This window comes from Mycobacterium sp., from assembly GCF_036490025.1.
Lineage (GTDB): Bacteria > Actinomycetota > Actinomycetes > Mycobacteriales > Mycobacteriaceae > Mycobacterium.
The window spans coordinates 1-19,655 of the sequence record NZ_DASXEP010000085.1; the positions used below are offsets into that span (position 1 = coordinate 1).

At 65.6% G+C, this 19,655-nt stretch carries 21 protein-coding genes and 3 pseudogenes; 8 read left to right on the forward strand and 16 right to left on the reverse strand.

The annotated features are described in order from the left end of the window. The 3 genes from VGG53_RS09870 to VGG53_RS09880 all read right to left on the reverse strand — a co-directional run. The coding region (locus tag VGG53_RS09870) for a hypothetical protein (protein ID WP_331517872.1) at positions 1–1,421 on the reverse strand (1,421 nt) is incomplete at its 3' end. 9 nt (positions 1,422–1,430) lie between these two features. Next, positions 1,431–2,708 carry a competence/damage-inducible protein A gene (locus VGG53_RS09875; protein ID WP_331517873.1) on the reverse strand — a complete coding sequence of 426 codons (1,278 nt, stop codon included), beginning with the start codon at positions 2,706–2,708 and terminating at the stop codon, positions 1,431–1,433. A 2-nt stretch (positions 2,709–2,710) separates the two neighbouring features. After that, entirely contained in the window at positions 2,711–3,013 is a 303-nt protein-coding gene (locus tag VGG53_RS09880) for a thiamine-binding protein (RefSeq protein WP_331517874.1), read from the reverse strand. A 53-nt stretch (positions 3,014–3,066) separates the two neighbouring features. On the opposite strand from VGG53_RS09880, the gene dtd reads away from it, so the two are divergent. Both dtd and VGG53_RS09890 read left to right on the forward strand, forming a co-directional pair. After that, entirely contained in the window at positions 3,067–3,498 is a 432-nt protein-coding gene (gene dtd / locus VGG53_RS09885) for a D-aminoacyl-tRNA deacylase (RefSeq protein WP_331517875.1), read from the forward strand. Between the two features lie 12 nt (positions 3,499–3,510). Next, a pseudogene (locus tag VGG53_RS09890) lies at positions 3,511–3,987 on the forward strand (SAM-dependent methyltransferase); the annotation flags it as partial. 68 nt (positions 3,988–4,055) lie between these two features. Here VGG53_RS09890 and VGG53_RS09895 read toward each other — a convergent pair. After that, positions 4,056–4,598 (reverse strand): zinc ribbon domain-containing protein, encoded by a 543-nt coding sequence (locus tag VGG53_RS09895; protein ID WP_331517876.1) that lies wholly within the window; start codon positions 4,596–4,598, stop codon positions 4,056–4,058. After that, complete coding sequence (locus tag VGG53_RS09900) at positions 4,483–5,718, reverse strand: transposase (RefSeq protein ID WP_331517877.1); 1,236 nt, start codon at positions 5,716–5,718, stop codon at positions 4,483–4,485. Before VGG53_RS09900 ends, VGG53_RS09895 begins: the two co-directional genes overlap by 116 nt. Before the next feature lie 58 nt (positions 5,719–5,776). Between VGG53_RS09900 and tnpA the strand changes: the two are divergent. Next, positions 5,777–6,153, forward strand: a pseudogene (tnpA, locus tag VGG53_RS09905) (IS200/IS605 family transposase). Positions 6,154–6,210: 57 nt separating this feature from the next. Then, a pseudogene (locus VGG53_RS09910) lies at positions 6,211–6,657 on the forward strand (class I SAM-dependent methyltransferase); the annotation flags it as partial. On the opposite strand, the gene fadD1 reads toward VGG53_RS09910, so the two are convergent. From fadD1 to VGG53_RS09945, 7 genes are all read right to left on the reverse strand, one after another. Next, on the reverse strand, positions 6,654–8,228 hold the full coding sequence (gene fadD1, locus VGG53_RS09915) for a fatty-acid--CoA ligase FadD1 (RefSeq protein ID WP_331517878.1): 1,575 nt from the start codon (positions 8,226–8,228) through the stop codon (positions 6,654–6,656). The pseudogene VGG53_RS09910 and the gene fadD1 sit on opposite strands and share 4 nt — an antisense overlap. Further along, a complete protein-coding gene (locus VGG53_RS09920) occupies positions 8,221–8,640 on the reverse strand; it encodes a Zn-ribbon domain-containing OB-fold protein (protein ID WP_331517879.1) in 420 nt (139 codons plus the stop codon). Before VGG53_RS09920 ends, fadD1 begins: the two co-directional genes overlap by 8 nt. Position 8,641: 1 nt before the next feature. Continuing rightward, positions 8,642–9,844: a thiolase family protein gene (locus tag VGG53_RS09925; RefSeq protein WP_331517880.1), complete on the reverse strand. Its 1,203-nt coding sequence runs from the start codon at positions 9,842–9,844 to the stop codon at positions 8,642–8,644. Next, positions 9,841–10,284 carry an acyl dehydratase gene (locus VGG53_RS09930; RefSeq protein WP_331517881.1) on the reverse strand — a complete coding sequence of 148 codons (444 nt, stop codon included), beginning with the start codon at positions 10,282–10,284 and terminating at the stop codon, positions 9,841–9,843. Before VGG53_RS09930 ends, VGG53_RS09925 begins: the two co-directional genes overlap by 4 nt. A gap of 8 nt (positions 10,285–10,292) precedes the next feature. After that, the gene (locus VGG53_RS09935; RefSeq protein WP_331517882.1) at positions 10,293–10,808 is read right to left on the reverse strand and encodes a MaoC family dehydratase; all 516 of its coding nucleotides are present in this window, start codon (positions 10,806–10,808) and stop codon (positions 10,293–10,295) included. Between the two features lie 87 nt (positions 10,809–10,895). Continuing rightward, on the reverse strand, positions 10,896–12,020 hold the full coding sequence (locus tag VGG53_RS09940) for an acyl-CoA dehydrogenase family protein (RefSeq protein ID WP_331517884.1): 1,125 nt from the start codon (positions 12,018–12,020) through the stop codon (positions 10,896–10,898). Positions 12,021–12,033: 13 nt separating this feature from the next. After that, a complete protein-coding gene (locus tag VGG53_RS09945; protein WP_331517920.1) occupies positions 12,034–13,212 on the reverse strand; it encodes an acyl-CoA dehydrogenase family protein in 1,179 nt (392 codons plus the stop codon). 179 nt (positions 13,213–13,391) lie between these two features. Between VGG53_RS09945 and VGG53_RS09950 the strand changes: the two genes are divergently transcribed. After that, entirely contained in the window at positions 13,392–14,258 is an 867-nt protein-coding gene (locus VGG53_RS09950) for a TIGR03619 family F420-dependent LLM class oxidoreductase (RefSeq protein WP_331517886.1), read from the forward strand. A 10-nt stretch (positions 14,259–14,268) separates the two neighbouring features. On the opposite strand, the gene VGG53_RS09955 is transcribed toward VGG53_RS09950, so the two are convergent. Further along, positions 14,269–15,006 carry a glucose 1-dehydrogenase gene (locus VGG53_RS09955; RefSeq protein ID WP_331517887.1) on the reverse strand — a complete coding sequence of 246 codons (738 nt, stop codon included), beginning with the start codon at positions 15,004–15,006 and terminating at the stop codon, positions 14,269–14,271. An 86-nt stretch (positions 15,007–15,092) separates the two neighbouring features. On the opposite strand from VGG53_RS09955, the gene VGG53_RS09960 reads away from it, so the two are divergent. Together VGG53_RS09960 and VGG53_RS09965 are read left to right on the forward strand one after the other, a co-directional pair. Continuing rightward, positions 15,093–15,566: a hypothetical protein gene (locus VGG53_RS09960; protein WP_331517888.1), complete on the forward strand. Its 474-nt coding sequence runs from the start codon at positions 15,093–15,095 to the stop codon at positions 15,564–15,566. A gap of 90 nt (positions 15,567–15,656) precedes the next feature. Continuing rightward, a complete protein-coding gene (locus VGG53_RS09965) occupies positions 15,657–16,787 on the forward strand; it encodes a nitronate monooxygenase family protein (RefSeq protein WP_331517889.1) in 1,131 nt (376 codons plus the stop codon). On the opposite strand, the gene VGG53_RS09970 is transcribed toward VGG53_RS09965, so the two are convergent. The 3 genes from VGG53_RS09970 to VGG53_RS09980 form a co-directional block, all read right to left on the reverse strand. Next, positions 16,788–17,006 (reverse strand): hypothetical protein, encoded by a 219-nt coding sequence (locus tag VGG53_RS09970; RefSeq protein ID WP_331517890.1) that lies wholly within the window; start codon positions 17,004–17,006, stop codon positions 16,788–16,790. A gap of 29 nt (positions 17,007–17,035) precedes the next feature. Continuing rightward, positions 17,036–17,470: a hypothetical protein gene (locus tag VGG53_RS09975; RefSeq protein WP_331517891.1), complete on the reverse strand. Its 435-nt coding sequence runs from the start codon at positions 17,468–17,470 to the stop codon at positions 17,036–17,038. Positions 17,471–17,590: 120 nt separating this feature from the next. Then, on the reverse strand, positions 17,591–18,217 hold the full coding sequence (locus VGG53_RS09980; RefSeq protein ID WP_331517892.1) for a dihydrofolate reductase family protein: 627 nt from the start codon (positions 18,215–18,217) through the stop codon (positions 17,591–17,593). Between the two features lie 167 nt (positions 18,218–18,384). Between VGG53_RS09980 and VGG53_RS09985 the strand changes: the two genes are divergently transcribed. Further along, complete coding sequence (locus tag VGG53_RS09985; RefSeq protein WP_331517893.1) at positions 18,385–19,647, forward strand: cytochrome P450; 1,263 nt, start codon at positions 18,385–18,387, stop codon at positions 19,645–19,647. The last annotated feature ends 8 nt before the right edge of the window (positions 19,648–19,655 follow it).

Sequence of the window (19,655 nt, forward strand, 5' to 3'; positions counted from 1 at the left end):
CCGGTGTCGTCTACCCGCTCGCCCCCGGCGCCACCGAGTTCTGCAGCAAGCCCGGCCCTTTGCAGTTCGACTTCCTGCTGCCCAGCGACGTCATCCCCAGCGCGGTCGACGTCACCGACGGGAGCAGCACCATTCTGTTCCGGATCATGCTTGGAACCTGAACCTTGCTCGACCAGCTGAGCCCGGGTCGCATGCAACCAGCAATAGCCGAAAGCGGTGGCGATCAACGCGATGCGCAGCGGCACCACGATCAGCTGCGAGATCAGGCCCAGCGTCGGCATGAACGAAGTCCAGAACCCCCAATCGTGCGGGCCGACAAGCCATGCCATGCCGCGAAGCAGATAGCCATTATCGTTTGACGGCCCGATGAAACTGCCAGACGTGTCCAGCCACGCCAGCGCCAGATACGCCAGCACGTAGGCAGCCAGCGCCACGGGGCCGCCGTGCAGAATCAACCGGGCCGAGTCGACGATCGGCTTGTACCGCCCAGTTTTCGAAGTCGCGTAGTCAGACACCTTGCCCCGCCACGATGAGGGCACTACCCGCCAGCCGCGCTGAAGACGGCCCGACGGCACCATCTTCTCGATGAAAGCCGCGCTGCGCTCGCCGACGGTTCGGCGTGCCGCTGCGTGCCAGTCGACCTTCGTCGACACTCCGTAGACGATGCCGATCACGGCCAGCCACATCAGTGGCACCCCCGCGCCGCCGAAGACGGTCTTCACCGCCCACGTCAGACCATGCCACCCGATCTGAAGCGGCTTGAAGTGGGCGAAAAGCTCGGCCCGAGTGCTGTTGAACCACACCACGATTCGGCGCTTGGCGACCCAGCCGGCCGGGTTGACCAGAAAGGTGAAGCCGGCCGAAAGCGAATAGCTCAGCACCAGAAAGACCCACAGCGAGTCGATGTAGATGCGCACCGCCGTGAGCCACCGCGGTAGCCGGCCGGCGAAGTAGCGCAACGGGTAGCGAATGATCAGCGCGGCGACGATGACTATCCACGTGGTTTTGGGCACCGGCAGGGCGTGGACGTCAACGCCGCTGAACGCCTCGTCCATCTGGTAGTCCAGCGCGCGCCCCAGGTAAGCCAGCCAATCTTCCTTGAACAGCTGCCACGCAAGGTAAATCGCGAAAAACGGCGCGACGACCGCGGTGAACAGGTCGGCGCCACGCAGCGAGGGTCTGGGCAGTTCTGCCAGTACCGGGACGCCGCGGCGGACCACCAGAAACATCGCCACGTACGATCCCAGCGTCGCCAGCCCGGCGAAGGGCATGATCATCGCCGCCCAGAAAGCGTTGTTGTGCCCGACGTAGGCGGCCGCCTCGACTGCGCCCCGACGGGCCAAAACCCCCACCAGATAACACGCTGCTATCTGCGGCCAATACCGCCATGCCAGGGCAAATGGCCGAAGCAGGTAGGACACCCGGTCATGTTAACGGTGTAGTGCGGCTCCGCTGAGCGCTTGGCGGAGCAGATGCATAGCCACCGTCGTCGACCGCTCGCGGATGTCGTTGCGGCCGCCGGGCAAGAGAAGCGTTCGAGTCATCGGGTCGCGGTCAGCCAGCGCCACGGTGAAACAGACCGTCCCGACCGGCTTTTCCTCGGTTCCCCCACCGGGCCCGGCGATCCCGGTGATCGCCACCGCGGTGTCTACTCCGAAGCGGCGCAGCGCACCGGCGGCCATCGCCTCGCCCACCGGTTCCGACACCGCGCCGTGCGCCTCGATCAGTGCCGGATCCACGCCGAGCAACTCGGCTTTCGCGTCGTTGGCGTAGGCCACCAACCCACCGGCGAGATAGCCCGACGAGCCGGGCCGATCGGTGAGCCGTGCCGCCAGCAGTCCACCGGTACACGACTCTGCTGTCGCGATCCGGCGCCCGGTCAGCAGCTGCGCGACCTGATCGTCCACTTGCGAACCATCCTCGGAGAAGAGGTGCTGCCGGTGCCGGTCGCGGAGTAACCCGACCAGTCGGCCGTAGCTGTCGGCGGCGTCGGGTTCATAACGGGTGACCATTTCGATCTCCCCGCGCCGCAGACACGTGGTGACTTCCAGCGCGGCGAAGTCGGGCACCTCGCGCTCCGCCTCGCGCAGAGTTTCGGCCAGGCCGGACTCCGGCAGCCCGAACATTCGGATGGTGTCCTGCCGGTAGATCGTCCGGCCGGCGATGGCTTCCTGGACCGCGGGAATCTGCACCGCGGTCTTCCACATCGGCTGCAGTTCGCGCGGCGGCCCGGGTAGCACGACGACCGTCGGCTTGCCCGCAATGACAACGCCGGGGGCGGTCCCCACCGGGTCCATCACCACGGCTCCGACCGGGACCATCGCCTGCTTGCGGTTGGCGGCGCGTACCGCGTCGAAATCACCGGCCCCGATGCGTGCCATCAGCTTTTTCAAGATCTCCGCGATCTTGTTCTCCAGTTCGACGTCCAGAACCAGTTCGCGGCCGCAGTACCGGGCGACGGTGGCAACGGTCATGTCGTCGGCGGTCGGTCCCAGCCCCCCGCTGGTGACGATCAGGTCCACGCCCTCGTCGGCCAGGAACCGGAGCTGGGCTTCGATGTCGGCCGCGCGGTCACCGCAGATGGTGATGTGGGCGAGCTCGACGCCCAGCTCGAGAAGCCGGTCGGCGAGCCATGGGCCGTTGCGGTCGCCGATCCGCCCGGTCAAAACCTCGGTTCCGGTGACGACAATGCCCGCGCGTGCGCTCACCGCTACGACAGTAGGTGACGTTCCACCGACTCGGTCTTGCCGGTCATCGCGTCGGTCACACCCGATCGCCAGTCCGCTTTGATCACCACGCTGACTCGTGACGCGCGCGCCGCCACGGCTTCGACGGCGCGCTCCACGACGGCCATCACCTCGCTCCAGCTGTTGCCTTCGAGCACGGTGAACATCGAATCGGTCTTGTTCGGCAACCCGGAATCCCGAACCACCCGCACCGCCTCCGCGACGATCTCACCCACGCCCTCGCCGACTCCGAGCGGCGTCACCGAGAACGCGACCAATACCGACACCTGGCGAGCGTACCCACGACGTCAGACCGGCGCACTCATGGCAGCATCGGGCCATGCGGGTTCTGGTGCAGCGGGTCGCCTCGGCAACCGTGTCCGTCGACGGCCAAGCCGTCGGCGCGATCCGGCCCGGCGGCCAGGGCCTGCTGGCGTTCGTCGGGGTGACGCACGGCGACGACATAAACAAAGCCCGACGACTTGCCGAAAAGCTGTGGCAGTTGCGAATTCTCGACGACGATCGGTCTGCCTCCGACATCCACGCGCCGATCATGGTGGTCAGCCAGTTCACGCTGTACGCCGACACCGCGAAGGGCCGACGACCGTCGTGGAACGCCGCCGCCCCGGGCGCAGTCGCCGAGCCGCTGGTCGGCGCGTTCGTGCAGGTGTTGCGGGACCGGGGCGCCGACGTGGCAACCGGAACCTTCGGTGCCGACATGCAGGTCGAACTGGTCAACGACGGCCCGGTGACGGTCTTGCTGGAGCTGTGATGAGGAGGCGTTTTGACTGACAAGTGGGTTCGCTCCGACGACGACGAGTGGGACATCGTCAGCAGCGTCGGCTACACCGCGCTGCTGGTCGCGGGATGGCGCGCCCTGCATGCCCTGAGTGCCCAACCGCTGGTGCGCGATGACTATGCCAGGCACTTCATCACGGCGTCGAAGGATCTGTTTTTGACCGGTGCGCTCGGGCATCCGGGTACCTCGGCGGGTGCGACGGCGTTCCCGCGGCTGTACGGGGTGCAGACCAGATTTTTCGACGAGTTCTTCTCGGCCTCCGCTGAAGGGGGAATCCGACAAGCCGTCATCGTCGCGGCCGGCTTGGACTCCCGCGCTTACCGGCTTCAGTGGCCCAGCGGCACAACGGTATTCGAGATCGATCAACCAAAGGTTCTCGAGTTCAAGGTCCGGGTGCTGGCCGAACACGCCGCCGAGCCGGCCGCGCACCGGCACGACGTCGCGGCGGACCTACGAGATGACTGTTGACGTCCTCCGTGCAAAGTGAACTGCGAGGATTCCTCGTGCCGGCCGGCTGTCTCGATAGGCGCTCATGCGGCTATCGCCGTGGGCTGGTCGGTAGTGGAGGTTCGCGCCGAGCGGCTCTGTCGCACCATCGTTTCGGCTTTACGCCGCGCTTTGATGCGCGCCACCGACCTCCGCGAGGGCGGATGTCTGCGGCCTCGCCGCTTGCGTGCTAATGCACTACGGCTGGACTTCGGCAACTCGTCGACGTCCTGACGATGCAGCCAGCCCTGGCGCGCTGACCGCAAGTCCAGCCGATCAACCCCATCGACCTGGGTTCGGACGTGTAGTCCGAGGTAAGCCGAAAACAGGTCGCGATCTTCTCGAATGCCGCACCCGCAGCGGTGGACCCGTTGGGAGAGCGGCTTTTTCTTACGATTCCCGCACAGGCAGGTTTGCGACAAGGCGGTGGTTCGTGGGTTGTATTCGTAGAGCTGCTGCCCGCCGGCGCTTTCAGCCTTGCGGCGCATCATCTCCACCAGCAACCCTGGTGCCCGGTCGCGCACAGCGCGGGAAGTTCTTCTGCCACGCGACGTACTCCAGTCGCTCACAAGCGATGTCGGCGCCATAACTCGACAAGCGGTTGCCCAGGGCCCCATGCAACGTCTTTCGGTACTCGGCCAATCGGCGATGCAATTCGGCCACCCGCTGCACGGTGTGCTGCGTGGCGTGCGAGCGTTGCCACACGCAACGGCCCGTCGTGTGGGTGCCATCGGAGCGGAAACATTCAGGTGAGCCGGCTCGGTGCTGGCGATCCAGATGCCGCTGCGTGCGACGCAACCGCATCGTGTCCAACCGGATCGCATCGGCCAGCGGCTCAACCCAGCCCGACCAGCTGCCATCGGCACGCGCCACCGCCACTGCGATCTGGCTCGGCCCCAGATCAAACGACACTTTCCCGTCGCTGACCGCGTGCCGTCGGGTCGGGCGCCCATCACACACCAGCTGCATCCGGTAGGCGTCGCGGCCGTTGATCAGCGTGCGCACAATCCGCGCCACGAGCACCTTGCCGGCCGCCGTCAGCGCCTCGATCTCGGCGAGCTCGGCCTGCTGCTCCTTACCGCGACGGCCCGACCGCGCGGGCGCGGCGATCGGCACGACGAACCCCGCCCCCCACTGCAGCCCGACCAGCCGTCCGGCCTCGTCGGTTTTCGGGCGCAGCGCACCGTTGCCGTCTTTAGCCGCCAACGAATGCAACCCGCGTTTGGTCGAGTTGAACCGCGGCTTACCTTTACGGCCCACATGCCACCCACGCACCGCATCAAACGCTCGTGCGCCCAGGTTCTGGGTCTCCTGGGCGGGCAAGTGTTCGCGTACCCACGACAGGCGTAGCGACGAGGCGAATGATTGTGCGGCGTCGGCGGTGAATCCGTGCGCGGCCTCGATCGCCCGAAACGCTGATCGCCGGACCTGACGCTCGGCTGGGCTGCGCCGCGGCAGCTCCCGCGCAGCCAGCCAGGCCGGATCCGATTTCACCGCGCGGCCACGCGCAATGAACTCGCCCAGCACCGCGTTATACACCCGCACCCCGGTGAAAAACCGTATCCGGATCTCCCGACACTGTGTTGGGCTTGGTCGCAGCGGCCAGGACCGCACATGCGTAGGCGCGCCCTTCGCGCGTTTACGCGCACGCGGTTTCCGCGCCGGCCCCGCGGCCGGTGTCGGTGCCATGCAGTAGGTCTTACCCACAGCTCAACCGTAGAGGTGACCACCGACAACCACGACCTATCGCCGCGCCCGGCACAGCGTGTCGCTGCTGCACGCACACCTCGTCTTCATAACCAAGTTCCGACGCAAACTGTCCACCGATCCGATGCTCACCTTCGCCGAAACCACCATGCCCACCGTGTGCGCCGAGTTGGATGTCGATCTGGTGGAGTTCCGCGGCGAGGCCGACCACGTGCATCTGCTCGTCGCCCATCCACCCTCGCTGGCGATTTCCGTTCTTGCCCAACGCCTCAAAGCCGTACGGCCGACGCGGTGCGCCGCGAGTTCACCGGCGTGTGTGTCCGCGCCCGCATGCGCGGACACCTCTGGTCGCCGTCCTACTTCGGCGTCTCCTGCGCAGGCGCCCCGCTGTCCATCATCAACCAATACATCGACGGACAAGCCCGACCACCGTGAACGCCGGGCTACCCCCGACAACACACCGGATGGGCAAACCCCGCCACAAATCGCGGGGCTAGCGCCCAAGATGACTGGTCAATACCATTGCGGGCCTCGGGCTTTGATGCAAGTCTGCCCAGCGCCTGGTCGGTCGAGGGAATGCTGCCCTACTTGACCGGTGACGCCCAGGACACGCTGTTCAGCCGAATCACTGAACTCTCGGCGCCGGGCAGCCGGCTCGCGATCGGCGCGTTGGGCTCGTCTCTCGACGAGGATCGGCTCGCCGCGCTGGAAGACAGCTATCCCGGCCTCAACCTGTCCGGCGACGTCAACTTCACCGCCTTGACTTATGACGACGCCGACAAAACCAAACCCGCCGACTGGCTCGCTGCCCATGGCTGGACGGTCGATCCGGTCCGGACCAACCCGCAGTTGCAGGCCGAATACGACTGCACGCCAGCAGAAGTCGACCTGCAGCTGGACCAGATCATGCAGTCGGAATACATCACGGCGTTCCGCTAATCTGTCACGACGTAACCGGTCCCCCGGTCCGCCCGTTTCCACAGCACGCCGCACCCGGCGGTCACTCCGTCGTGGACCAACTCGCGTTTGAGAATTTTGGTCGTCGCTGTCTGCGGAAGCTCCGTGTTGATCCGGACGAATCGGGGCCAGGCTTTTGGTGACAAGTCAGGCTGGGCCGCGAGGAATTTCTCGAATTCGTCCGGTGTCAGTGGCTGGCCGTCATTGAGAACGATGGCGGCCATCACCTGGTCGCCGACTTCGTCGGGGACCCCGTACACCGCGACCTGATTGATCGGGGTCAGCCGCTGCAGAATTCGCTCGATGGGTGCGGCAGCCAGGTTCTCGCCGTCGACCCGAAGCCAATCCGCCGTGCGACCGGCCAGGTAGATCCAGCCGTCGGTGTCCCGATACGCCAGATCACCCGACCAGTACATGCCCTGGCGCATCCGCTCGCTGGTGGCCGCGGGGTCGTTGTAGTAGCCGGCGAACGGGCCGGCTCCCTCGGTGTTCACCAGTTCCCCGACTGCCTCGTCGAAGTTGGCCAGCGCACCGTGCTCGTCGAAAATCGCTGGCGCGCACTCGGTCACCGATTCCGGGTGGTACACGGCGACGCCGGGATACCCCTTGCCGATAGACCCGGCGGGCGTGCCGTCTTCGCGGGTGACGATGACTGCGAACTCACTGGATCCGAAGCTGTCGACCACCCGGCAGCCGAACCGCCGGGCGAATTCGTCGATATCGCGATCGGTTGCCTCGTTGCCGAACGCGATCCGCAACGTGTTGTCGGCATCGTCAGCCCGCTCCGCGGTGGCCAGCATCAGGGCTAGCGGCTTGCCGACGTAGTTCATGTAGGTGACGTTGTAGCGGCGGATGTCATCGAGAAACCTCGATGTCGAGAACTGGGCGGGCACCATCGTGGCGCCGCTACCGATGGCCACCGCCCAGCCGGCCGCCACACCGTTGGAGTGAAACAGCGGCATCGACAGGTAGCACACGTCGTCGGCGGTGACGTCGTACTGCCCGATCAGGCTGGCGCCGCAGAGAATCGCCATCACGTGGGCGAACCGGACTGCCTTCGGATCGCCGCTGGTTCCCGACGTGAAGATCATCATCAAGGTGTCGGCTGGTTCGACCTCGCGCCGCGGCACCAGCGGCGGCGCGGCCGCGACCGCGTCAAGGTAACGACGCGACGCCACGTCGAGCACGGTGATGCCGTCAAGATCCAGGCCGTCCAGCAGTGGTAGATACTCGGAATCGGCAAGCAGCAGTTGGCAATCCGCTCGTCGGATGTCGGACAGCAGCCCGGCGCCGCGACGGGTGGTGTTGATCCCGCACAACACGTAGCCGCCCAACCCGGCCGCCGCCATCGAGCGCAGCATGGCCGGCGAGTTGCCGAGCAGCGCGCCGACGTGCAACGGACGACCGGTGTCGGCAAGACCGATCAACGCCGACGCTTCGGCCGCTGCCTCGGCAAGGTGTTCGCGCCAGGTCCAGGTCTGATCGCCGTGCGCAACCGCGAGGGTGTCGTCGCGCATCCGGGTCCGCAGCAACTGCTGCACGGTCTCAAACATCGGTTGGCTCCGGCCGATACCGCAACAACGTGATTCCGCTGTCGGGAATGTCGCAGAACACCGGGCTGACCCGCATTCCTATCCGGACACCGGCCGGATCCACGTCCACCAGCTCGGTGCTGAACCGCGGTCCGGCGTCCCACTCGACGACGGCGAGGATCTGCGGCAGCGAATCCGCCCACGGTGGGCCGGTGGGCCGGCGCGCCACCGTGAATGTGTAAACTGATCCGGTGCCGTCGATTTCGCGCCACTGCAGGTCGTCGGCCAGTGTGCCCGGCGCCAGTGTGCGGGGATAGAACACGTACCGCCTCAGTGACGGCGAATACTGCACCAGGATCCGGTGTTCGGTGAGCGCCTGCCAGAACGGCGCTGACACCGGGGTGGCCTCGGGAAGTGGTGTCGCTTCGGTCATCTCAGGCACCACCCAGTACCAGCGCGACTTGTTCACTCATGATCCCGCCGGTGCCGCTGACGAATGCGTGATTGCAGTCGGCAACCTGGGCCCGGTCTGCTCGGCCCATCACTTGGCGCGCGGCGTCGACCACGTGGTGCATGCCGCCGGCCATGCCCGCCTGCCCGAAGGAGAGTTGCCCGCCCGCGGTGTTGAGCGGAAAGTCGCCCGCGAAGGTGAGGTCGCGCTGGTTGACCCAGGCCATCCCTTCGCCTTTGCCGCAAAAGCCCGAATCTTCGAGCGTCATCAACACAGTGATGGTGTAGCAGTCGTAAAGCGATGCCATGTCGACGGCCGACGGGGTAAGACCCGCCATCGCGAAGGCGCGCTCGGCGGCGTGCGACATCGGTGTCGTCATCAAGTCCTTGGCGTATGTCGCTGTCTTGAAGGCGATGTGCTCGCCGAATCCGTTGATCCACACCGGACGGTGACGGGCGCGGCGCGCTATGTCGGCGCCGGCGACCAGAACGCCGGCGCCGCCCTGCACCCGCATCACCGTCTCCAGCATGTGGATCGGATCGGCGATCATCGGGCTGGCGAGAACGTCGTCGACGGTGATGGGCTTGCCATGAAACACCGCGCCGGGATGCGTGCACGCATTCGTACGCTGGTCGACCGCGATTTTCGCCAGAGATGTTGCGTCGTAACCGAAAAGGGCGGCGTAGCGCTGCGCGATCTGCGCGTAGGGTCCGTTCTGGCCGACGTTGCCGTATGGAATTTCGAACTCGGCCTGGGGTGAGCCGTACTTGTTGCTGGACGCGCCGTGCCACCCGGGCGGCGACGGTGGGTGGCGAGTCGACGTCGGCAGTACCGCCGAACCGGGCACGACCGCGAGCACCGCGTCGCACAGCCCGAGTTCGACGGCGACCGCTGCGCGCCACACCATTCCGGCGGATGTTGCGCCACCAAGGTCGACCCGTTCACCGAAATTCACGGGCAGGCCCAGATATTCGGAGAGGGTGGCCGGGGCGAACATGTCGGATTCCGCCAAGCCGTGGCATATCAGGCCATTGACCACCGCGCCGTCCACACCGGCATCGTCGATGACCATCTTGGCCAGCAGGGCGTACTGGTCGAGGGTGAACGACGGCGGGCGGGATTGCTTGCGCTCGGCGGGCAGTTCCGCGATCCCGATGATCGCGGCATCGCCCCGCAGGCCAGTCACGGCTGGTCTCCGCGCAGCGGTAGTGCAACCGTGGCGGTGCCCGGCATCAGCACGGTGTCGCCGCGTCGCCCGGCGATTTCCAGGTCGACCAGACCGACGTTGTCCGCCAGCCGCCTTGCGGTCACCGATCCGCCGAAGTTCAGCTCCTCGCCGGCTATCGCGACGGCCCGGTTCTGCACCGAGTACTCAACCAATCGGCCACGCCCGCCGATCCAGTCGGTGATGGCGCGGGCCAGCAGTGCGGACTGCAGCGGACCCTGCACGATGACATCGTCGTAACCCTCGACCGTTCGCGCCCAGTCTTTGTCGTAGTGGATCCGGTGGCCGTTGTACGTCGCGGCGCTGAAGAAGAACAACTGTCTTTCGTCGGCCGTCACCGTCAGCGTCGGCAAAGTGTCGCCCGGGTGGACGTCCTCGTAGAAGATCTGCTCGCGGTCCACAGCTCTCCCTAGGGTCGGGCGATCATCGATGTTGTTGCCTCAGCGACCAATTCGCCTCGCTGGTTGCGGTATACGGTTCGCCAGGTGACCAGAACGAACCTGCCGGAGCGGCCTTGCTTCTCCACGATCGACTCGATCGTCCGCATCATCTCGATCTCGTCGCGATGGTAGGCCGGCCCGTGAAACGTGGTGCTCTCCCCGCCGGCCATGCGCTTGGGAGCACGGGGAAAAGCAAGGCTGCCCGACACGGCTCCGGACGAGCCATCCGGCCGCAGCCCGTCCAACGGCGTGACCCCCAGAATGGCGTACTGCAGGTGGAGCGGTGGGCAGATGATGTCGCGATAGCCCTGGGCGCGAGCGTATTCGGGGTCGAACCACAGTGGATTGTGATCACCGACCGCCGCGGCCCACCGTTGCCAGTCGCGCCGGTTGACTTCACCGGTTGCCGCGGCCGCTACCGTTCCCACTCGTGACGCCGATTCGGCGTCGATCAGACTCTGTTCGTCTGCGCCGCTCCTCCTCATCGCTTCGCTCTGCATCGTCGTCGTCGCGGTTCGTGTGCGCCGCTCCTCCTCATCGCTTCGCTCTGCATCGTCGTCGTCGCGGTTCGTTCACGCCTCGTCCTCCAGCCACGTCGCCGCGACATCCGCCCCGCCGCCCAGCGTCGACAGCACCCGGGCCCGCTCGGAGAACAAATGCAGATCGGTCTCGACCACATAGCCCATGCCGCCATGCAACTGGTGCGCGTCGAGCGTGATCAGTTTCGCCGCGGTCGCCGCGTGCATGCGGGCGATCGCGGTCTGACGGGTGGCGGTGTGGCCCTTCCCGATCCAGAAGACCGCCGAATGAGCGGCCAGCCGCGCCGCGGCCATCGCGATATGCATATTCGCCACCAGATGCTGTGCGGCCTGAAAGGACGCGATCGGGCGGCCGAACTGCTTGCGCGCCATCGTGTAATCGACCGTGCGCTGCAGCACAGCCTCGCCGACACCGACCAGGTCCAGTGACAGCAACGCCACTGCGGCGTTGGCCAACCGGCGCAGGTCTTGTTCGGCTAGGCCCGCACCATCGGCCCCGTCGAGCACCGCCGCCGGATCGATCACCTCGACATCGTCGAATCCGATCCGGAATGTGCGGTGCCCGCCCATCAACCGCAGCGGATCGATCCACAGGCCCGCTGCGGTCAACGGCACGACGAACGCCATAACCCGCTGCCCCGCCGCGGCTGCCGACACGACGAGGTGATCGGCCAGGTCGGCGTCCGCGACGAAATCGACCGCGCCACTGAGTCGCCAGCCGCCCCAAGCCTCCGCACGCACACGCAGCGTCGGCGTGGTCACCGCGGCATCACGTGGACCCCACAAACATGTTGTGGCACTGATCTTTCCGTCAGCCAGCGAGGGCAGCCACGCCGCATGCTGATCGGGTCCGCCGAGCAGCTGGATGGCGAGAGCAGCCTGCAACGTGCCGTGCACGATCGTCGGGCACAAACCGCGGCCGGCTTCGACGCAGAAGATGCCGAGGTCGGACAGCGTGCCGCCGGCGCCGCCGTATTCCTGCGGAAGCAACAGACCGAATACGCCCGCGTCTGCCAACGACTTCCACAGCCGGTCGGGAATCGAGCGTGGGTCGGCGTCGCGGAGTTCGCGGACCAGGCTGGCGGGGCACTCGGCGGCGAACAGCGCCGAGAGCATTGACGCCAGGTCTCGCTCGTCCTGATCGGGTAGCAGTTTCACGATGTCGTCACCATCAGCGTCCGTAGGACGGCATGCCGTGGCCACGCTGCGCGATCACGTCGCGAAGTACCTCGTTGGTGCCGCCGCCGAAGCGCATCAGCGGCGACACCCGGTAGAGCCGTTCGAATTTCCCGTCCTCGGGCGCCCCCGGGCTGAGGTAGGCCAGCAGGCCGTCGGGGCCGAGCACGTCGATGGCCAAATCGGCGATCCGCTGACGTAATTCGCTGCTGAACACTTTCTCGATGCTGACCTCCACGGTGGGAATCAGGCCGCTGTCCAGCAACGAGGCCGCCTGATATCCCATCAACGTGGCGGCTTCGACATCCGCTTCCGCTTGGGCCAGACGTCGGCGGAAGCCGGCGATCTGCACGGGCACCGAACCGTCGCGTCGCGGCCGGCGCCCGAGCTCAGTCAGTTCGTCGAGTGCGCGCCGCAGATCTCCCGCGTTGGTCAGCGCGCCTCGCTCGAGGTCCAGCGCGCCGGTGATGTAGGTCCAGCCCCGATTGAGTTCCCCGATCAGGTTGCCGACCGGCACCCGGACCTCATCGAAGAACACTTCGTTGGTGCGATAGCCCGACCATGCGTAGAGCGGCCGGATTTCTATGCCGGGCAGATTCATCGGAACCATGACCACCGAAATGCCGCGGTGTCGGGCCGCACTGGGATCGGTTCGCACGCATAGCCATTCATGCGTGGCACGGTTTGCGACGCTGTTCCAGATCTTGGAGCCGGTGATGACCCATTCGTCGCCGTCTCGCACCGCGCGGGTGCGCAGACTGGCCAGATCGGTACCCGCTTCGGGTTCGGAATAGCCGACCGCACAGATCAGCTCGCCGCGAGCGATCGGCGGAAGGAACTCGAGCTTGTTCTGTTCGGTGCCGTGCCGCATGATCATCGGCGCGACCGAAGTCACGGTGAGATCCGGACCCGGAACACCCCAGTACTCGAACTCGCGCATCAGCAGGTGCTGATAGACCGCGCCGAGTCCCAGACCGCCGTATTCCGACGGCCAATTCAGCCCGAACCAGCCCCGCTCGCCGATCTTGCGACGAAATGACACGACCTCGCCGCCCGGCAGTTCCTGCCCGTGTTCCGCCAGTTCGGAGCGCAGCGCCGGCGTGACGTTCTCGGTGAGAAATGCACGCACCTCGGCCAGCCAGGCGTCCTGCGCGGCGTCGAGTTCGAAATCCACCATCCATTTCCTAGCGCGTTCTTCGTGCTTGCGCCCGGGATTGCGAAAAGGACCTTAAAGTCTTAGGACGTGCCCAGGTTGCCCCGTGAACCGACGAAAGTGCAACTACCGACGGTTCTACTTGGGAAATATGTCGGCAGTTGCACTTTCGCGGATGTCGTTGACCGGAAGGGTGCGTGATGCAGTTCTGGTCCGGCACACCGTTTATGGACACCAATGACGCGCTCGCCATTGCCCGCATGCTCGACGAATGCGGATACGACGGCGTCATCTGCGCCGATCACCTGATCTATCCACGCAACCTGACCTCGCCCTATCCGTCGCCGGCCGGGGTGCCGCCTTGGGAGCCCGAGACGGCCTGGCCGGATTCGTGGATCATGATCGGTGCGATGTCGTCGATCACGCAGCGGTTGCGGTTCTCCAACGCCATCTACGTCGCCCCGTCGCGGCCGGTCGTCGAAGTGGCGAAACAGGTGGCAACCGCGGCGGTGATTTCCGGCGGCCGGGTGTCAGTCGGGGTCGGCGCCGGCTGGATGCGCGAGGAATTCGACTTGCTGGGACAGGATTTCAGCACCCGCGGCAAGCGGCTGGACGAGATGATCCCCGCGTTGCGTGCACTGTGGCAGGGCGGCTGGGTGTCGTGGAGTGGTCGCTTCTACCAGGTGCCGGAGTTGATGCTCGAGCCCCATCCGCCGTCGCCGGTGCCGATCTTCTCCGGCGGCGAATCGGAGGTGGCGCTGCGCCGGGCGGCGCGGCTGTGCGATGGCTGGGTCGGCACGACTTATGTCTGGGACGACGCGGTCCGATACGCGCAGAAGCTTAGGGAGCTACGGCGCGAATACGGCCGTGACGGTGAGCCTTTCGAGATCATGTTGGCGCTGCTGGAGATGCCGTCTGTCGATCTTTTCCGCCGTGCAGAGGATATCGGCATCACCGCGGTGATGTGCGCGCCCTGGATGGGCGAGGGTGTCGAGGCGAGCAACCGAGAGGGCTGTCGCGCGGCCATCGAGCGGTTCGCTGAAACCGTTGTTGCGCGGTGTCGATAGCGGCCAGCGGCTAGAACTTGTGCGGGACGTCGTTGACCAGTCCGCCGTCCATCACGAACTCGGCACCGGTGGCATAGGACGATTCATCGCTGGCCAGGAACACCACGAAGGAGGCGACCTCGTCGGAGACACCGGGGCGGCCGAGCGGGACGGTGACCATATCGTCCGGGAAGTGCTTGGTCATCGGCGTCCGGATGAAGCCGGGATGGATGGAGTTGACCCGGATGTTCTGCGAGGCCAACTCGAGGGCGGCCGATTTGGTCAACCCGCGCACCGCCCACTTGGAGGCGACGTAGGGGTGCACCATGACCGCGCCGCGCAGGCCCTCGATCGACGAGACGTTGATGATCGAACCGCCGCCCGCGGCCTTCATCGGCTCGACCGAGGCCTGGATGCCGTGGAAGGTGCCGTTCAGGTTGACGTCGATGACCTTGTTCCACTTGTCCACATTGAACTGTCCGAGCTGACCGAGCGCGACGATGCCGGCGTTGTTCACCAGCACGTTGAGCTTCCCGAAGTCGTTGACCGCGGTGGACACCGCGGCTTCCCACTCGTCGGGCTGGGTGACGTCGAGGTGGACGTAGCGTGCGGCTTCGCCGATTTCGTCGGCGAGTTTTTTGCCGTCATCGTCGAGAATGTCGCCGACGACGACCTTGGCACCCTCGGCGACCAGCGCCCGGGCATGGGCAGCTCCCATCCCCCGAGCGCCACCGCTGATCAGTGCAACTTTTCCGTCCACGCGTCCCATGACGCGTCAGGCTACCGCAGCCGGACGTCGAATTAGAACTTGTTCCACCGCGGGACTCGGGGGCCCTCGCGGTAAACAATCAGACGATGAGCGTTGCGACCTCGCTACTCACCGCATGCAGCGGGTTTCTGTTCGCGGTGTTGTGGATGGACCTCATGTTCGACGCGCAGGTCCTCCGGCACCGCCGTGCCGCCGGCGACCTGCCCGAATCCGTGCTGGCTTCCATCGCGGACTACTACCGGCGCGCGGTCACCGGTTCTCGACCGATGAGCCGGTTGATCGCTGTCGTCATGGCGGTGTTACTGGCAGCGTTGGGTTTTAGACTGATCAGAGGTCACGACCCCGGCGGGCTGGCCGTGGCGTCGACGCTGCTCGCGGCAACGCCGGTGCTGCTGGCACTGACGCGCACCGTCCCCAACGCGGCTCGACTCGGTAACCGCTGGGGCACTTCGACCGATCAAACCGCACTGGCCCGGTCCATCTGGCGCGACCATGTGGTGTGTGCAGGCTGCATGCTGGCCTTTTTGGTGCTGTGGGTGGCCCGCCCTGGGTGGGTTTAAGTGGTCCGGGGTCACAACACAAGAATTCCGTACTAAACTAGAACACGTTCCAATTATGTCGCCCGTAAGCAGACCAGTAAGGAATCCGGCATGCACACTCCCATCTGCGACGAGCTCGGCATCGAGTTCCCGATTTTCGCGTTCACGCACTGCCGCGATGTCGTCGTCGCGGTGAGCAAGGCCGGCGGTTTCGGCGTGCTGGGGGCTGTCGGCTTCACACCCGAGCAGCTCGAGATCGAACTCAAGTGGATAGACGAGAACATCGGCGAGCACCCGTACGGGGTCGACATCGTGATCCCCAACAAGTACGAGGGTATGGATTCGCACTTGTCGGCCGAGGATCTTGCCGAGACGCTGCGCAAGATGGTGCCCCAAGAGCACCTGGATTTCGGAAAGAAGATCCTCGCTGACCACGGCGTGCCGATCGAGGACAGCGACGGCGACAGCCTGCAATTGCTCGGATGGACGGAGGCGACAGCTACGCCTCAGGTCGAGGTGGCGCTCCAGCACCCGAAGGTGAAGATGATCGCGAATGCGCTCGGCACCCCTCCGCCGGAGATGATCAAGCACATCCACGACGCCGGACTCAAGGTGGCCGCGTTGTGTGGCTCTCCTTCCCAGGCACGCAAGCACGCCGACGCGGGCGTCGACATCATCATTGCCCAGGGCGGCGAGGCCGGTGGCCACTGTGGCGAGGTGGGCTCAATTGTGTTGTGGCCGCAAGTCGTCAAGGAGGTCGCCCCGGTGCCGGTGCTGGCCGCCGGTGGCATCGGAAGTGGCGAGCAGATCGCCGCGGCGTTGGCGCTGGGCGCGCAAGGCGCGTGGACCGGCTCGCAATGGTTGATGGTCGAGGAATCCTCGAACACCCCGGTTCAGCAGGCCGCGTACGTCAAGGCCGGCAGCCGCGACACCGTGCGTAGCCGCTCGTTCACCGGCAAGCCGGCCCGGATGCTGCGCAACGACTGGACCGAGGCGTGGGAGGCGCCGGACAACCCGAAGCCGCTGGGCATGCCGTTGCAGTACATGGTTTCCGGCATGGCGGTGCGCGCGACGAACAGATTCCCCAACGAATCTGTCGACGTGGCGTTCAACCCGGTCGGTCAGGTCGTCGGGCAGTTCTCCAAGGTGGAGAAGACGTCGACCGTCATCGAACGCTGGGTGCAGGAGTACCTGGAAGCGACGAACCGTCTCGACGAGCTGAACGCCGCGGCCGCCGTCTGATCACTCGTCGTCGGTGGGCTCGCCGGTGAAGACTTCCTTGGCTCGCTCGACGGCATAGGTGGCGATGTCCAGTGAATTGTGGACGATGTCACCGGCGCCACCGGCGATATCCCCTTTGATGATGTGGCCGGCGTCTTCGACGATGTCCGACGATCGTTCGACGGCGTTGTTCACGATGTCCCTGGCGGCGTCGATCGCGTCTTTCGGCTTGAAGGCCATCGAAATATCCCCTCTGTGTCGGCGTGCGGTTAGCCGGTGATACCGGTGTCCGTCGGGAATCCCCCGCCGGGCCTCGGGTACCCACCACCGGTCAGCTGCCCAACCTGCCAACCATGTTCGGTGCAGAGCATCGGAAGCCCGTCGGGACTCTGGGCCGACGAACCACGCGGGTTGTCGCACTTGGCGCCGACCTGCTGAACTCCGTTGAGCGGGTAGGTGATTACCCAAAACCCCGACTGCGCGGCCGGGAATTGGTTGACGATGAAGTGGCACGCTTCCGCCTGACCGCCCGGGCCACGTCCGAAGATGAACCGCTCGTAGTTGTCGCACGGCGCACCCAGCGACGCGTCGTAGTTCATCCCCGGCACGTCTCCGTCGTAATGCCCCGGGTCGGCGAGCGCGACCGGAGCCATTCCGACACCGGCACCGGCAATCGCAGCGGCGACGAGCAGTGTGCGAATCATGACCCACCTTCGGTGTATGCGTGACCAGGGCCATCCCGCGAGCCCGGTGATCTGGAGAAAAGCATAGTCAGTGCTTCCGGCGCCACAAGGTCGTTTCGCGCGACCGCATGCAGAGCTTCGTCAACGGTCGGTAGGCCGGTAAGTGCAGATCAGAACACCGGTAGCGGTCGTCGTCGCCGAAACGAGCTCGAGTGCGCGGGCTGAGCTGTCGTTGGGAAACAGTCGCTTGCCCCCACCCAGCAGGATCGGCTCGATCATCAGTCGGTATTCGTCAACCAATCCGTGCGCGATCAACTGGGCAGCCAACGACGCGCTGCCCATCACTTGCAGTGCCGCGCCGTCGCGCGCACGCAGCTCGCGCACGGCCCTGATGGCGTCCTCGGCCGGCAGCAGTGTCGAGCCGGACCAGGTGAGGTCCTGTTGGCTCAGCGTCCGCGACGCCACGTACTTTCCGATCTCATTCATCCGGTCGGCGAACGGATCACCCGCCCGGCCGGGCCAGGCGGGCGCCATCGCCTGCCAGGTACGCCGGCCGAACAGCAGTGCCTCGGTTGCGGCCATGATTTCGCCGATTGCGGGGCCCATGGTGCCCGGGTCGAAGTACGGCATCGACCATCCACCGTGGCGGAAACCGCCGTCGGTGTCCTCCCCCGGAGCTCCGGGCGCCTGCACAACTCCGTCGAGGCTGATGAAGTCGCTGACAAGGATGCGGATGAACGATCCCTTCCCTGGTTGCTCTGCCTGCATTCAATCCAGACCATCGGCGGAGCCAAAACTCACCGCAGTCGACAACGAGAACACGTTCCAATCCTCGTCCGACAATCCGTCCAGAAGCCGTTCCATCTCTGCTGTCGCGATGCTTTACTGGGCCAGAACGCGTCATAATCCAGCCGTTTCATGAGGAGTGCCCACTGATGCCGACTCCAAATATCCCCGCCGGATTCGATTTCACCGATCCCGACATTCACGCCGAGCGGCTGCCGGTAGAAGAACTGGCCGAGCTGCGGCGGACGGCGCCGATCTGGTGGAACGAACAACCGCTGGGGGTGGGCGGGTTCGACGACGGCGGATTCTGGGTGGTGTCCAAGCACAAGGACGTCAAGGAGATCTCGCTGCGCAGCGACGTGTTCTCCAGCCTGGAGAAGACCGCGCTGCCGCGTTACAAAGACGGCACCGTCGGCGAGCAGATCGAGCGGGGCAAGTTCGTCCTGCTCAACCAGGACGCCCCGCACCACACCCGGTTGCGCAAGATCATCTCGCGCGGATTCACTCCCCGAGCCGTTGAGCGACTGCGCGACGACCTCGAGGCGCGCGCCCGGCAGATCGTTGAAACCGCCGCCGCACATGGTTCCGGCGACTTTGTCGAACAGGTGTCCTGCGAGCTTCCGCTCCAGGCCATCGCCGGGTTGCTGGGCGTACCCCAGGAAGACCGGATGAAGTTGTTCCATTGGTCCAACCAGATGGTCGGCGACCAGGACCCGGAGTTCGCTACCAATGACGCCATCGCCGCCTCCGTCGAGCTGATCATGTACGCCATGCAAATGGCCGCCGACCGGGCCCAGAACCCTGGCGAGGACATCGTCACCACGCTGATCGAGGCCGACGTCGACGGTCACAAACTCTCCGACGACGAGTTCGGCTTCTTCGTCATCCTGCTTGCGGTCGCCGGCAATGAGACAACTCGCAACTCGATCACCCAGGGCATGATGGCGTTCACGGACTTCCCCGATCAATGGGAGCTCTACAAGAAAGAGCGTCCCGCCACCGCCGCTGACGAGATCGTTCGATGGGCCACCCCGGTCACGTCGTTCCAGCGGACCGCGCTGGAGGATTATGAGCTGTCCGGCGTGCAGATCAAGAAGGGTCAGCGTGTCGTAATGGTTTACCGCTCAGCCAATTTCGACGAGGAAGTGTTCGACGACCCGTTCAGCTTCAACATTCTGCGCGACCCGAACCCGCACGTCGGCTTCGGCGGTACGGGCGCGCACTATTGCATCGGGGCCAACCTGGCGCGGATGACGATCGACCTGATGTTCAACGCGATCGCCGACGCCATGCCCGATCTGGAATCGGTCGGCAAACCCGAGCGTCTGCGTTCGGGCTGGCTCAACGGCATCAAACACTGGCAGGTCGACTACCACGGTGATGCCCAGGCGAAATGCCCTGTCGCGCATTAGGCTACGGC

Bases quoted from the DNA above. Each gene is read 5' to 3' on its own strand.
- dtd (WP_331517875.1), top strand. From the start codon at position 3,067: ATGCGGGTTCTGGTGCAGCGGGTCGCCTCGGCAACCGTGTCCGTCGAC.
- VGG53_RS09895 (WP_331517876.1), bottom strand. From the start codon at position 4,598: ATGGCGCCGACATCGCTTGTGAGCGACTGGAGTACGTCGCGTGGCAGA.
- fadD1 (WP_331517878.1), bottom strand. From the start codon at position 8,228: ATGTTTGAGACCGTGCAGCAGTTGCTGCGGACCCGGATGCGCGACGAC.
- VGG53_RS09920 (WP_331517879.1), bottom strand. From the start codon at position 8,640: ATGACCGAAGCGACACCACTTCCCGAGGCCACCCCGGTGTCAGCGCCG.
- VGG53_RS09935 (WP_331517882.1), bottom strand. From the start codon at position 10,808: ATGAGGAGGAGCGGCGCAGACGAACAGAGTCTGATCGACGCCGAATCG.
- VGG53_RS09950 (WP_331517886.1), top strand. From the start codon at position 13,392: ATGCAGTTCTGGTCCGGCACACCGTTTATGGACACCAATGACGCGCTC.
- VGG53_RS09955 (WP_331517887.1), bottom strand. From the start codon at position 15,006: ATGGGACGCGTGGACGGAAAAGTTGCACTGATCAGCGGTGGCGCTCGG.
- VGG53_RS09960 (WP_331517888.1), top strand. From the start codon at position 15,093: ATGAGCGTTGCGACCTCGCTACTCACCGCATGCAGCGGGTTTCTGTTC.
- VGG53_RS09965 (WP_331517889.1), top strand. From the start codon at position 15,657: ATGCACACTCCCATCTGCGACGAGCTCGGCATCGAGTTCCCGATTTTC.
- VGG53_RS09970 (WP_331517890.1), bottom strand. From the start codon at position 17,006: ATGGCCTTCAAGCCGAAAGACGCGATCGACGCCGCCAGGGACATCGTG.
- VGG53_RS09975 (WP_331517891.1), bottom strand. From the start codon at position 17,470: ATGATTCGCACACTGCTCGTCGCCGCTGCGATTGCCGGTGCCGGTGTC.
- VGG53_RS09980 (WP_331517892.1), bottom strand. From the start codon at position 18,217: ATGCAGGCAGAGCAACCAGGGAAGGGATCGTTCATCCGCATCCTTGTC.
- VGG53_RS09985 (WP_331517893.1), top strand. From the start codon at position 18,385: ATGCCGACTCCAAATATCCCCGCCGGATTCGATTTCACCGATCCCGAC.